This window comes from Acetobacterium sp., assembly GCF_039830195.1.
GTDB lineage: Bacteria > Bacillota > Clostridia > Eubacteriales > Eubacteriaceae > Acetobacterium.
Genome location: NZ_JBDODG010000045.1, coordinates 74252 through 87603, shown reverse-complemented (window position 1 = coordinate 87603; position 13352 = coordinate 74252). Strand labels below are relative to the sequence as shown.

The following is a 13352-nucleotide window of genomic DNA, read 5'->3' as shown; positions in this document are numbered from 1 at the left end:
CATCCACCTGCATCCCGTCCATTCCACCTGCACCCCTGTTTTTCTTCACCTGCTTGTAGGCCAGGTTCAGATTATCCCGGGTTAGAATTTTCTCCAGCAATCCATCCGTCTGCTCGTTTATGTTGGTGATTTCGGTCTCAATTATCTTTGGTGATGCGCACTCGTCTGCATATTCTTTCTGTTCCGCAGATACCTTTTGCAGATCGCCTTCATTATGAAGTTTTCTGTGTTTTATTTTATCACTGTCAGTAATCTTCATTGATCTTCACCTCCTCTGGTTCAGCCCTTCCTTCGGTGTCATGACCACCTCTGTACTATGGCTTCAGCTGACTTCTCACGATAAATCTTATTTCAACCGTATTTCATACTCTGTTTCCACACGTCCGTGAGATCTCCCCGGGTAAGAACGCAATCTTTCCTTCCATCTATCTGCCACATTTACACCATCAACTTCCGGGTAGTTTTGGGGCTTCGGTTTGTTATGCAACCTTACCCAGTTGATCATGCCTGATGTGATTTCTGTTCGTCAGACCGGAAGTTTGCCGCCGGCTTCCTTCAGATTCCCCGTCGCCGGGGACACCCTTGCCTTAAGCTATGCACTTGGCACTACCTACCCGTGCTCGGGACTTTCACCCGTTAGATTGCGCCCATGCCGGGCGCACATAAAAAAAGACCTGGTGAACTCCAGATCTTTAATGCTTTTCTTGTGAAGATTTTATGATGTCTTTTTTGCTGAGCCAACAGTCAACCACCAGGCATTGCTGATCAATTATTTTAAATTTTGCCAACTCCGTTACCTTAATCCCCCAGTAACATCGCTTCCACCGTTCCAAATCCCAGCCGGGCGATGGTCTGGGCAAAACGCTCCCTGGGCAACCCCTGCTGCTGATAAAAGAAGATGATTTTCTCGACCAGCTTCAAAACCTCTTCCGGATCGGTAAAAAGCCGACGTAGCGGTTGACCGATGGCCACCTGCTTGCCCCAGCGGCCGCCAATCACAATCTGATAGCCGCTTGTCCCGCCGCTGACCGCTTCAAACGGACATTTGCCAATACAGAGACCGCAATTTCGGCAAATGTCCCGGTCGATCGCAATCACCCCGCTATCCAACCGGGCCGCCGCCACCCCGCAGGCCGTTATCACACCACAGTTTTTGCAATGCTTGCAGGCTTCGGGGTTGACCACCGGCACCCACTGACCGATGATCCCGAGATCGTTGAGATCCGGCTTCATGCAGTTGTTGGGACAGCCACCGACGGCGATTTTAAATTTATGGGGCAGAGCCAGATCCCTGTGCCCGACATAAAAACGCTCATGGATTTCCCGGGACAACCCAAAGGTGTCGATCAACCCATATTGACAGGTACTGCCTTTACAGGCGGTGATCGGACGGACTTTGGCTCCGGTTCCGCCGGTTTCCAGCCCCGCTGTCGCCAGATGGTTTCGGAAATGGTCAATCTGATCAAAGGGGATTCCCTGACATTCGACGGTTAACCGGGTGGTCAGGGTCAGGGTGCCATTGCCATATTTTTCGGCGGCCTCTACCATACACCGCATTTGCTCAGCGCTGATTACTCCGTTTCGGGTAATCACCCGGCCCGAAAACGCATCGGTTCCCTTATTGCTTAAAAACCCCAGGGCCTTAACTCTTTTTTCTTCTTCGTTGCTGATTGTCAGTGTTGCCATCTATTTTTCTCTTAAATAGGTCCTATCGTTAACTTTCTTAATATTTCATGTCCATGTGTTTTTAGTATAGCACTTGTCTTTTGATAATTAAAATGATAATATTTTATATTATCAATAAGATTTACTTATGTTTCAAAATATACGCGGAGGTTCTATGGATATTCGACATCTTAAAATTATGATTGCCGTGGCTGAAGCTGGCTCCATGTCCGGGGCGGCGAAAAAGCTGTATATCACACAGCCGGCGGTCAGCCAGGTGATTAAAGAACTGGAAAACCACTACGGTTGCCAACTTTTTGAACGCCTGGGCAAAGGCATCTATATTACCGAAGCCGGGAAACTGCTGTGCAGCCAGGCCCAGATGGTGATCCGCCAGTTTGATACCTTGCAAGAAAACATGCAGCACATGCGCGCCCGTGAGGTACTGAAAGTGGGCTCCACCATCACCGTGGGGGCCTGCATCATCCCCGGCTTGATGGCCGATTTTCAAGTCGCTCATCCCACCGTCGATCCCTATAACTTTGTCAACAACACCAAAATTATCGAAGCACGGCTGCTCCAATCCCAACTGGATATCGCCCTGGTAGAGGGCGCGGTCCAGCATCCCGATCTGGTGGTTGAACCGGTAATCCCAGATTATCTGGTGATCATCTGTAGCCCTCACCACCCCTTTGCGGGACGAACTTTTATCGACGCCCGGGAGCTGGAGCACGAAACCTTCGTGATGCGCGAGGATGGCAGCGGCACCCGGGAATTATTTGAATCTTTTGCCCGGAACCGGGGTTTTCATGTAAAGATTGGCTGGGAGGTCACCGCGCCGGAAATCATCAAAACCATTGTGCAAAAAAATAACGCCCTGGCCGCCATTTCCATCCGACTGGTGGAAGCGGAGCTGAACAACGGCAGCGTCTACGTGATCCGGCACCCGGAAAACAGCTGGCACCGGAATTTTAATCTGGTCTATCATAAACATAAACAGATCACCGCCGGAATGCAGGGTTTTATGGAGCTGGCCCGCAAAATCGGCAGCCGGGAAATTCCCAGCGATCAGGCCTTTGGCATGCTCCGTTAAGACCCGATCATGCCGACCAAATCGCGGTTATTATGCTATTGACAAATCAAACATCGGACGTTGATCATTGATACGATCTTTTTATTCCACGAAAGACTGCCGCCAAACTTAAAACCCGGGTACTTAGCCAACGCCACTTGCTCATCAGAGTTATTTTTTTGGTGCGATCCTCTTCAGAACCTGTTAAAATGAAACCAGATTAATCTGATTAGTGAGGTGTGCCTGATGAACCCTGATTTTGAACTCAACTTTCGACCACTGTTTGCCCTGGCCCGGATTTTAGCCCTGGTAATGCTGTTGCTGATCCCACTGCAAATTGTGGTCTTTGTGATTGCGCCGCCGCCCGACACGGTGACCGGATTTTTTGATCTTTTTCAGCGGCATCCCTTTTTAGGGCTGTTGAGCCTGGATTTTATTTACCTCTTCAACAATGCGATACTGGTGATCATTTATCTGGCCATCGCGGCGCTGTTATTCCGGGAAAAACCGGTGCCGGTGCTGCTGGCTCTCGTCCTCGGTCTGATCGGGATTGCCTGTTACTATCCTTCCAACCCGGCCTTTGAAATGTTGACCCTGAGCACTCTCTATGCCCAGGCGCTGCCCCCGGACCAGTCCCTTTATCTGGCCGCCGGCAAAGCGGTGATGGCCGGCTATACCGGCACGGCGTTCAATACTTACTATGTTCTCAACGCCATCGGCCTGTTGCTATTTGCGGCTACCTTCCTTCACAGCCCACGTTTTAAAAGATCGATTGGGTACTGGGGACTGGCTTCCGGCGTGTTGATGATCGTCCCCTCATCAGCTGGTCTGGTCGGAATGATCTTCTCGCTGTTGTCGCTGATCCCCTGGGTGGTTTTTATCGCCCTGCTGATCGGCGTTTTAAAAAAAGCCGCTGCTGATCCCACGGTTTAATCCGCTCTCAGCCTACTGCCCTGGGCAACCCCGGCCGCAGGATCGACTGAGCAAAACACTCGCTACCCAGCCCTGTTCTTAACAGCCGAAAAAAACAAGCCCCCTACCACCAGATCATCGTCTGGCCGCAAGGGGCTTGTTTGTGTCTTAATCAATTAGCAGTTACTTCCCCACCGGCCCAATCACTCCGGCCCGGTAGGCTTTGCTGTACTTGCGGCAATGCTTATCCTGACCCAACAGGGCATAGGTGGCAAAGATGGTACCCATCATGTCCCGGTTCAGTGGGTCCAGGACCGCCGAGTCCATTCCCGCGGCAATGGCAAAGGCCATGGCGGTTTTGTTGAGCAACGGCCGCAGCGGCAAACCAAAGGAGATATTACTGATGGCACCGGTCACATGGATGGTCGGATAGAGGGCCTTGATCGCCCGGATCTCTGCCTCCAGATTCAGCAGCGAATTGTTTTCCGTCGACAGCGCCATCACGCAGGGATCAATATGGATCCGATCCGGGGTGATGCCAAATTTGTCCGCTTTTTCGACCATGCTCTTCGTGATTTTGAGCTTGGTTTCCAGATCACAGGGAATCCCGTTGTTGTCGCAGGTCAGCCCCACCACCTCCCAGCTGTTGCCAGCCAGCAGCGGTAACAGCACCGCGCACTTGTCCCCTTCTTCTGAGATCGAGTTGAGCAGCCCCGGTTTATTGGCGTATTGAAACACCGCCTCAATCGCCCGGGGATTGGGACTATCGATGCATAACGGCGTTTCCACCGCTTCCTGAACCACTTCGATCAGCCACTTCAAGGTTTCAATTTCCAGCTCCGGAGCGGTGCTGGCACAAACATCAATGAAATCCGCCCCCGCTCCCGCCTGTTTGACCGCCCGGTCGGCAATAAAAGCCGCATCACGCTTGTCAATCGCCTCCTTAACTGCCGGAATACTGCCATTTATTTTTTCTCCGATTATAATCATCTCGTCGCTCCTTTTATGTCTTAAATCAGCAGGTTCATGTAAAAATCAAATGTTTCATGGCTGAACCGCTCAAAATTGGCCCGGGCAAAATCCGGGGTCAATGGATAGTTTTGTTTGAATGTTTCCCAGTCGAACAAATATTGAGACTTAGGCTTGGGTACCAGGCGCTCATCATAGACAAAGCCTTCACTGTTCAGCGGTGTACCAAACGCAGCACCGGGGTTTTCGTAAGCGGCATGGTCCCGTATATACTCGGTTAAGGCGGCCAGGGTTTCCAGATTCACTTCCTTCAGGGTCAGCGGGTTTTTGTCAAAGCCAAACAGATAACCACCGCCGGGGAGCATGATATCCAGGAAGGCCTTAGCGCGGTCGACAATCTGAGCCGGGGTATCGGTCTTCAATGAGGCACTGGGGAATAAGCCGGTCAGCAGGAATTTTTTACCCAACTTATCTTTGATGGTCTGCGGATCACCATATTCAAAAGCCAGCTGACAACCAGCCGGAATTTCTGACAGCAGGATATCCAGATAGCGGCTCCAATCGTGTTCACAGAACATATTGGGACGGGCGCCCACCGCGGCAAACTGTTGCAGCATCGTTTTATAGGAAGGCAGATAGATCTCGACAAAATCCTTTTCGCGCATAAAGGTCGGCATATGCAATGGAATAAAGACCGATCCCTGGGCATCGATATTCCCCGGCAGCCCCCAATGATAGAGCAACGGCATGACCGCCGCGGCGGCTTCCTGGAGCTGGGTTTTGTGACGACGGACATCCATGCTGATGCCGGAAAAGCTGCGCAGCTGATCGGCAATAAAATCCAGCGGGGCTTCGGTAAAATTAAAGGAACCCAAGGGACTGCCGGGATAATAGCCATGTGTCTGGATCAATTCAAAAAAGGTCGGCAGAAAGGCCATTTCGTCATTCTGCAGCGCCAGCTTGCCCATCTGGATGGCGGTGGCCATCTTAATCGGATTCTGGGGATCGAGGTTTTTATGCTGCCGCGGGATGACGGTTTCGACCAGAAAATCAAAGGGTTTCTCAATCAATTGCGGATACTCGTCAGCCATCATCCCGACCACCTCAGGATGCTGCACAAAACCACCATTGCCCATTACAAAAGACTGGGAGCCATAGAGCTGATACATCGACGGAGTCCGGGATAGCAAAAAATTTGCCGGTGCCACCAGACAGGAATCGGAATAGATTTTTGCACACAGCTCCCGGGCCGGATCAGCCAGCATCGCATAATTGAATTGAAAATCAAACAGGTTCTGACCACCATATTCAGCCACCAGATGCTGGGGCAGGGTCAGCCCGATCGGCATCCGCTCAGGAATCGTGTTGGTATAATAATCACTGTACAGTTTTCCCCGTTGCTGTTGTAAAGCTAAAACATCACTCATTTTTTCCTCCATTATATTAGTTAGATTTTGAACAAAAGTAATTTTGCTGCCGGGTTCCCCGATCGACCGTTAAAGGTTTACATCGTTACCGCCATGATAACAAATTAAAAAGCGTCCTTCTGTCTCGCAAAAGACATAAGGATGCTTATTTTTGTAAATATTATTTATTTTAAGAAAGTTTAAATGTTATTTGAGCAAAACTGCCGTAGTTTTTCCATGTTTATCACAATTATCTGGTTTCGTTGGGTGTCGATGACCTTTTCTTCGCGTAGTACCTTAAGATACTTGGCCACATTGGCCCGGTTCAGACCAACAAATTCGGCAATCGCCTGCTGCGAAAAGGGAATCCGCTGGTCATGATCGTTGGTGTTCTTTAAATAGATATAAAAGAAATTGCAGATCTTTTCCATCCCGGTGGAAAACAACTGGTTAGCCAATTCCTGCCCATTCAGGGAAACCAGTTTAATATAAGCCCGATACATGGCCATGTTCAAGGCCGGATTGGTATTGACATACTGCTCAAAGCCAACCCGGTTAAAGACATAGACTTCCAGATCAGTCACGGCGGTAAAGGCAAAGGATCGCATCATTTCAATCTCGCCGGGAAAATACAGCGGCGCCAGATAACCCTTACCGTAAAACGACGAAGTTTTGATATTTCCGGATTCATGAATAAAAGACCCGGACATCGTCCCACTGGTGATGTAATACATCTCATCCATCGGCTCCCCAAAGCCGTTGACCGGTTCGTTTTTATGATAGCGCCGGACCGCACTTTTAATCTCGGCGAAATAATCTTCAAACGCCGAAAAATCATCGGCAAAATAATATTGCAGCTCCATCGCGCCTGCCTTTCATCTACAAATCATTGGTGTCAGCTTTGATTGCTGTTTTATTGGCATACATTTTTTCATCGGCTTTTTCCAACATCTGCGGGAGCGAGTCGCCGCCATACTCGTAGCCAACTGCATATTGAATTTTTAGTTGGTCTGATTTTTTATTATACCGGATCGCGGCCAGTTCGATCTCCTTAAGCAACTGCTCGATTTGTTCCTCAGTATACTTTTTGACAATCATGATAAATTCATCCCCACCATAACGGCCAACAAAGACGTTTTCGTTGGTCAAATGATTTAAGATATCAGCAAAGGCCTTAATCAGAGCATCCCCGGCACTATGACCCAGATTATCATTGACCCATTTCAGGTTATTGAGATCAAACATAACCATGCAGTAGGGACCTTCTTTTCGATCCATGGGGGTCCAGATCTTTTCTTCACAGCTCAGCCGCCCGGGTAGTCCGGTTGGTTTGTCAAAATAAGCCGCCGTCGCCAGCTCTTTATTTTTTCTGAGCAGCTGGATTTCTGTCATCGCCTGCTGCAGCGCAATCACAATTAACAGCCCCAATAGGATCACCACCACCAATTCCAGAGTGGTGAGAATTTTTGTTTTCTGTTCCAGATAGAATTCTGCTGTTCCGACCACGTCGTTGGCCATATTAAAATAGGTCTCACTCATCTGGATGACTTGCCCCTGGTTGCCGGGATCGCCGCGATAGATCAGAATTTCGGCTTGCAAATCATCCCAATAATCATCCAATTCTGAGAGTTTTTCAAGATAGGGTATATCGTCCAGTTTGTCGAGATCGTACTGTCCTTGCCCGGTCTGAAGCTCAGCGAGAATTCCATCCAGATATAGCATCAGATCGTCCTTGGGGATGCCGTTGGTTTCCAGTTTGACCAGTCGCTGGGTGCCCCCCCGGATAATCCCGGTATAGTTGATCACCCGACCGGTGCCCTGGATGACATTGACCAGCTGGAAAATATTAAACAGCACAATCCCCAATATGACAACACTAACTAATTGTACAATTTTATATAGCAATTTTCGATTCGTATTCATCTGCTTACCATCCTCATTCTTCAGACTTTTATCGTATCTGTTTCTGGTTTATCTGTCAACTTTAATCTCAGTTCATCACAACCTTGAAGATAAACGGCTACTCACCCCCGCCGCGTCACAATCCGGACAATCCGCGGCCGGTTATAGCGCTGGGCAATGATACAGGGCATGTTGATGGCCAGGGCATAGATCAGCATATAAAGAATCACGATCGGTGGCGTAAAAAAGCCGAACACCCAGAAGGGCAGAATCGCCAGCCAGTGGATCATTTCGGCCCGGCAGGATTCCAGCAGGTATTTGTCGAGATTATCTTTTGAAAAACTGACCAGCTTTTTCTTTTCAAAGCCGCCTTTCACCAGCGAGCCGCCATCCGGCAGGTATTTTTTCCAGCGCCGCACCCGCAACCACTTTTCATAGAGCTCGCCGTCGTTTTCCCAGCGATGGGCCCGGTAAAACCAGGCGGTGTAATCAAAGCAGCGATCCGGCAGGCGGGTGCAGAGCAGGGCCGCGCTTACCTGAAGGATCGGCCAGACGATAAAACACAGCATAATGGTCAGTCCCTGGGGCAGAAATATAATTTGCATGCGCTGCTCCTCTCTATTTATCCAAACGAATTTCCCGGTCTTTCCAGATCACCGGGCGACCCAAGACTCTTTTAACCAGCGACCGTAAAAAGATCGCCAGATAAAACAGCAGTAACAGTGGATAACAGACGATGTCCATCACTGAAAAACTGCCGATATGCCGGGCGATGCGGATCAGCTCCAGCACCCAGATGCCATAGCACGCGGCCATTATCCCGGCCCCGAGCCACTGCTGCCCAACCAGATTAAGAACCAGATAAAGCGGCGCCGAGGCCACCGCGGTGATCCAGAAAAAGACCAGTACTAGAATCAGCAGCGGTGTTTTCGCCACCCCGGCGGCCTGATTTTTGGTCCAGCCCTGAACCAGCTGCCGCAACCCGCCGCGGTACATCCGATAGGAAACGTCGTGATCCCCCATAAACAATGCAAAGGGAATGTCTTTTTCGCGGAGTTTTTGACCCAGGGCCATATCATCGACGATGCTGTCTCTAATCGCGGCATGACCGCCGACCGCCTGGTAATCAGCCTGACTGATCAAGATCACCGGACCATAGAGGCCAATCTGATAAGGATTGGCTGACTTGTTTTTACCACGCCTCGCTGGCAAGCCCAGACCATTGGCCCCCATCTGGATGCAATTAAAGAATAGCGACAAGGCCTCGGTTCTGTTCTCGATCTGATGATAGGGCATCACTGAGATCACCCGACCGGTTTTTTGATGAGCCTTTAACAATTTGTCAATTCCGGTCGGACTCAGCCGTACATCGGCGTCCAGAAATAACAGCAGCGTCCCGGTGGCCGCTTCCCCGCCCTGCTGGCAGGCCCAGGACTTGCCCAGCCAGCCGGCTGGTCGCGGAGCTGAGGTAATCAGCCGGGCCCCAGCAGCGGTGGCGATGCGGGCGGTTTGATCGGTAGAACCGTCATCGATACAGATAATTTCGTGAATCTCGAGTGTTTGATTTCTTAAATCGCCCAACAATAAGGCCAGGTTCTGTTCTTCGTTCCGGGCTGGGATGATAATCGACAGCCGGGGTATTTGGTTGCCCCGGTCTTGGGGATCACCTCGCTCCAGTCCGGGGAAACGATAAAAAAGCAGCCAACTGGCCGCCAGTCCCAGCCAAATCATGACTCCGACCACAATCATCGTCGGACTCCCGAATCGTCACCGGTCAGTCCCGCTCGACCCTGTTTTTCGAGCCGCTTGATCACCCCATCCGCCGCCAGCTTGCCGGTCAGGATCGAGACCGGCAGGCCTGAGGGACTGAAGGTCCATTGGCCGGCCTGATAAATATGGGGTAGCGGGGTCGCAATGGTTTTGGCAATTTTGCGAAACTGGTTGACCGCCGGCAATTTTCCGGCACTCGCCTCATCGCGAAAGGCCCAACCGGTAATGGCTCCGCCCAGATTCCCGGTGAGCCGCTCAATCGTCAAGGGGGTCGAACTGAAGCGCAGTTCAACCTGTCCGGTCACGCCGGGAAAAACGCTGTTTTCCAGCACTGTCAGGATCTGCTCTTCGCATCGGGCTTTAAAGGCCGGATACCAGCCCGCCTCAGCAATAGCTTTAACCAACCGGTAATCCATTAGGGTGCTGACAATCACCCCGGTTTTCCCGGCCGGGGCCAGGGCTGGATCCCGGAGCACCGGGCAGGAAATCTCGTAGGTAGTCAGGGCCAGATATTCCCGGATCCAGTCTTCCAAGCCGGTCTGTTTTTTCGTCGCCGTCAGCCCCGGATCCGCCAGCAGAGCCTGCCAGGGTTCTGACTGGATCGCCGAAAGCCCGGCTCTACTGGGGGTATAAAAGCAATGGGGCCCGCAACGCTGATCAAAATAAGATGGCGCCAGATCAACCCCCAGGTAGAGGGTCAAAATCGAATCGCCGCCGCGGTTTTCATTGATCTTTTGTTGCTGTTCCCGGACCTGCTGACTGAGTTCCCCCGATTTCCCTAAATCAACGGCGTTATAAAGAGCCTTCATATCGCCGCACCAGATCAGTTCCCGATAACCGAAGCGGCGGCCATCCCGGGTGGTCACCTGTCGGGCGTGGAGATCGATCTGGCTGATCTCAGTGCTCAAAGCCAGCTCGCCCTGATGGGCGGCAATAAAGTCACTCAGCGCGGTGACTAGCCGCCCGGTGCCACCGATGGGGTAGCTGTAATCGCTGTATAAACCAAAATAACTGAGGGCAAAAAAAGTCGGCATCTTTTCAAAAAAATGCTGGATAATGACATCGATCAGCGCCTGGTTTTTGGTAAAGCGCCGCAAATAATTCTCAATCGGTTCACTGAGTTTCTGGGCTTTGCGGATATTCACCTGGTATTTAAGCAACCACGGCAGCAGCGTTTTAAACAGATAGTCCTTGTCCCTGGTCAGATCCATAAACAGTGGGTTTTCAATGCCGTAAAGGACCTCCATATAACCGGTTACTTTACGGATTTCGCTGATAATGGCAGCAATTTCGGCTTGATTGTCGGGAAATTTCACACTCAGCATGGCAGCATAAGCAGCCAGACTATCCACCCCGGTTAAGGTCATCTGGACATCTTCAATGCCGATCACCACCGGATTATTAACAAACTCCAGATCAATTCCCAGCTGCGCTAGCATCGGAAAAACAATGCCGGAGTTTTCAAAGGCCCGGATCCCGGCATCAAAGGTAAAGCCCTGGCGGCTGAAGCTCCCCACCAGGCCTCCGGCCTTTTCGCTTTTTTCACAGAGCAGGGTCGTAAAACCGGCTTTGGCGGTATAGGCAGCACTGGTCAAACCGGCAATCCCGGCACCGACGACAATCACATCATAATCATTTCCGGCAGCCACTGTTCCGTTTTCATCGTCTTTTTTTAAATTTTTCATCGCAACCACCTCCATCTACCCCAACAACCCATCGATCACTGCCTGGATCGCCACCGGCTTACCATTTCTGCTGTTCTGAATGCAGCGGCTTTGGCAGAGGGCCAGATCCAACGGTTCTGTTTCGAACCTGATCTGGTGTTCATCGCAATAGGCTTCCAGCCGTTTCCTGGCGCCGACCAGATTCCCCACTGCAACCCGACGCATGATGCCGCGAATATCCAGATTGGTCCCTTGAGCTTGCATCCCGATGGAACAATAAGGATGCTCACAATATTCACAGCGGGAGGCCTTCTGCATCAGACTCCGGATTGCGGGCGGCACATCGGCGTAGAGTTTTTCGGCGGTCACTGGTTTGTCAAGGATCCGTACCATCTTCTTTCGCTCTGGCTGATAGACATAGGGCTGCAGGCCCCGTTTTTTAAGCACAGCATTGGCCGCCGCAATCCCCGATGTGGTTACGGTTGGGGTACCGGTACCCATCACCGTCGATTCGCCGCAACAGAACAGATTGCCCCATTCGGTCCGGGTATGAAGCCGCTTAAACATGTGCTGCCCCAGCATCTGTTTGGGGCCCGCCACGGCGCCACCATTTTTATTGGTATAATACTCAATCGTCCGCGGCGTGGCCAGTTCGACGTAACGGATCGCTTCGCCAAAGCCGGGAAAGCGGTTTTCCAGCACTGCGATCAGCCGCGCTTGTTCCTGCTCTTTTCTGGTCAGATAATCCGCTTCCTCACCCGCCTGCCAGTTTTCAAAGCTGGGGCCGATAGCCAGCACCACATGGCTACTGGCATCACAAAGAGTATGATCATCAAGACTGGAAATATAGACTGTAACCTCACTTTCATCAAGCCGATCCGGGTTGCCCACCAGCATTTCCACCGGCTCGGTGTCCGGCGGGATCACCGCTTTATTGACTTGGGCATAAAGCACCACACTGGGATAGGTGGGCACCTGTCGGGCCGCCCAGCGGGCCCGTTCCAGGCTCAGATATTGCCGATCGATGAGCTTGCCGTATAAATTCCAGACCGTTCCCGAATAGATCAGATCCCGGCCAAATAATTTTTCACCACTGCTCAACTCCACCCCCACCGGCCGGTTATGCTCAAAATTAATCCCCGTGACTGTTTGTTCCAGCACCATTGTGCCGCCGTTTTCTTCGATCACTTTCTCCAGCTTGCCCGGCAGAAAAATGGTCGAACCGGCGGGATAATAGCTACCGCCCACATGGTTGTCGACAAACATCACCGCTGCCAGCACCGCCGGTGCTTCTTCCAGGGTGGCATAGCAATAGGTGGAGGTGATCTTATCAAAAAACTTGAAAATTTCCGGATCGCTGAAATAAGCGGCCAGCAGACTGCGGGCACTTTTATTTAAATAGCCCAAAAACCGGGCATAGGAGTGCGGGTGTTTGATCAGACTCTTGAGGGCGCCCCGGGCTTCGGTTTCATCCGGGGTGGTATAATTGGGACTGGCCACCATCACATCGCGATACATTTTCTCCAGATCCCGGTAAAAACGCCGGATATTGACTTGTTCCGAGGGGAACACCGTACCCAGCTGCGCGGCAAAATCATCGATATCAGCCCCAAAGCGAATGACATGACCCTTAAAATGCATGCAGTACAACAGCTCGTGCTTGACCACCTCAATCGGTTCCTCCAGACAATCAAAAACAAAGCGATGGGCGTTAAAGCCCTTGTCGCCAAAACCGAACAGCATCGCCGCGCCAATATCAAAGGTCACCCCATTGCGTTTAAACACCCCGCAGGAACCGCCGGGATTATAGCTTTTTTCTACTACCGCCACCTTCAAACCACTTTTCGCTAGCAAACTCCCGGCCGTCAAACCGGCTAAGCCGCCGCCAATAATAATCGCATCATATTCCATAACTCTACCCTCTTTGCGCTCATTTTTTTGTTATTGTTATCTATTCATACCCCGAATCATTACAATTACGCCCGGTGTAGT

Annotated in this window: 11 protein-coding genes and 1 pseudogene; 2 read left to right on the top strand and 10 right to left on the bottom strand. The window is 51.1% G+C overall.

The genetic code is table 11. The features are described from left to right. Positions 1–259: pseudogene (locus ABGU93_RS14635) on the bottom strand (group II intron reverse transcriptase/maturase); the annotation flags it as partial. Between the two features lie 539 nt (positions 260–798). Then, on the bottom strand, positions 799–1686 hold the full coding sequence (locus ABGU93_RS14630; RefSeq protein ID WP_347414142.1) for a 4Fe-4S binding protein: 888 nt from the start codon (positions 1684–1686) through the stop codon (positions 799–801). Between the two features lie 154 nt (positions 1687–1840). Between ABGU93_RS14630 and ABGU93_RS14625 the strand changes: the two genes are divergently transcribed. Further along, positions 1841–2758, top strand: coding sequence for a LysR family transcriptional regulator (locus ABGU93_RS14625; protein ID WP_347414141.1), 918 nt, complete (start codon positions 1841–1843; stop codon positions 2756–2758). 225 nt (positions 2759–2983) lie between these two features. Then, entirely contained in the window at positions 2984–3670 is a 687-nt protein-coding gene (locus ABGU93_RS14620; RefSeq protein WP_322518894.1) for a hypothetical protein, read from the top strand. Between the two features lie 162 nt (positions 3671–3832). Here ABGU93_RS14620 and ABGU93_RS14615 read toward each other — a convergent pair whose 3' ends face one another. The 8 genes from ABGU93_RS14615 to ABGU93_RS14580 form a co-directional block, all read right to left on the bottom strand. Continuing rightward, entirely contained in the window at positions 3833–4639 is an 807-nt protein-coding gene (locus ABGU93_RS14615; protein ID WP_322518895.1) for a methyltetrahydrofolate cobalamin methyltransferase, read from the bottom strand. 20 nt (positions 4640–4659) lie between these two features. Continuing rightward, entirely contained in the window at positions 4660–6045 is a 1386-nt protein-coding gene (locus ABGU93_RS14610) for a hypothetical protein (protein ID WP_322518896.1), read from the bottom strand. Positions 6046–6224: 179 nt separating this feature from the next. Continuing rightward, a complete protein-coding gene (locus ABGU93_RS14605) occupies positions 6225–6887 on the bottom strand; it encodes a Crp/Fnr family transcriptional regulator (protein WP_322518897.1) in 663 nt (220 codons plus the stop codon). A 16-nt stretch (positions 6888–6903) separates the two neighbouring features. After that, positions 6904–7947: a GGDEF domain-containing protein gene (locus ABGU93_RS14600; RefSeq protein ID WP_322518898.1), complete on the bottom strand. Its 1044-nt coding sequence runs from the start codon at positions 7945–7947 to the stop codon at positions 6904–6906. A 101-nt stretch (positions 7948–8048) separates the two neighbouring features. After that, a complete protein-coding gene (locus ABGU93_RS14595; RefSeq protein WP_322518899.1) occupies positions 8049–8531 on the bottom strand; it encodes a hypothetical protein in 483 nt (160 codons plus the stop codon). Between the two features lie 13 nt (positions 8532–8544). Continuing rightward, on the bottom strand, positions 8545–9675 hold the full coding sequence (locus ABGU93_RS14590) for a glycosyltransferase (protein ID WP_322518900.1): 1131 nt from the start codon (positions 9673–9675) through the stop codon (positions 8545–8547). Then, positions 9672–11381, bottom strand: coding sequence for an NAD(P)/FAD-dependent oxidoreductase (locus ABGU93_RS14585; RefSeq protein WP_347414140.1), 1710 nt, complete (start codon positions 11379–11381; stop codon positions 9672–9674). The genes ABGU93_RS14590 and ABGU93_RS14585 overlap by 4 nt, the downstream gene beginning before the upstream one ends. A gap of 15 nt (positions 11382–11396) precedes the next feature. Continuing rightward, positions 11397–13271 (bottom strand): FAD-dependent oxidoreductase, encoded by a 1875-nt coding sequence (locus ABGU93_RS14580; RefSeq protein ID WP_347414139.1) that lies wholly within the window; start codon positions 13269–13271, stop codon positions 11397–11399. Between the last annotated feature and the right edge of the window lie 81 nt (positions 13272–13352).

Bases quoted from the DNA above. Each gene is read 5' to 3' on its own strand.
- ABGU93_RS14630 (WP_347414142.1), bottom strand. From the start codon at position 1,686: ATGGCAACACTGACAATCAGCAACGAAGAAGAAAAAAGAGTTAAGGCC.
- ABGU93_RS14625 (WP_347414141.1), top strand. From the start codon at position 1,841: ATGGATATTCGACATCTTAAAATTATGATTGCCGTGGCTGAAGCTGGC.
- ABGU93_RS14620 (WP_322518894.1), top strand. From the start codon at position 2,984: ATGAACCCTGATTTTGAACTCAACTTTCGACCACTGTTTGCCCTGGCC.
- ABGU93_RS14615 (WP_322518895.1), bottom strand. From the start codon at position 4,639: ATGATTATAATCGGAGAAAAAATAAATGGCAGTATTCCGGCAGTTAAG.
- ABGU93_RS14610 (WP_322518896.1), bottom strand. From the start codon at position 6,045: ATGAGTGATGTTTTAGCTTTACAACAGCAACGGGGAAAACTGTACAGT.
- ABGU93_RS14605 (WP_322518897.1), bottom strand. From the start codon at position 6,887: ATGGAGCTGCAATATTATTTTGCCGATGATTTTTCGGCGTTTGAAGAT.
- ABGU93_RS14600 (WP_322518898.1), bottom strand. From the start codon at position 7,947: ATGAATACGAATCGAAAATTGCTATATAAAATTGTACAATTAGTTAGT.
- ABGU93_RS14595 (WP_322518899.1), bottom strand. From the start codon at position 8,531: ATGCAAATTATATTTCTGCCCCAGGGACTGACCATTATGCTGTGTTTT.
- ABGU93_RS14590 (WP_322518900.1), bottom strand. From the start codon at position 9,675: ATGATTGTGGTCGGAGTCATGATTTGGCTGGGACTGGCGGCCAGTTGG.
- ABGU93_RS14585 (WP_347414140.1), bottom strand. From the start codon at position 11,381: ATGAAAAATTTAAAAAAAGACGATGAAAACGGAACAGTGGCTGCCGGA.
- ABGU93_RS14580 (WP_347414139.1), bottom strand. From the start codon at position 13,271: ATGGAATATGATGCGATTATTATTGGCGGCGGCTTAGCCGGTTTGACG.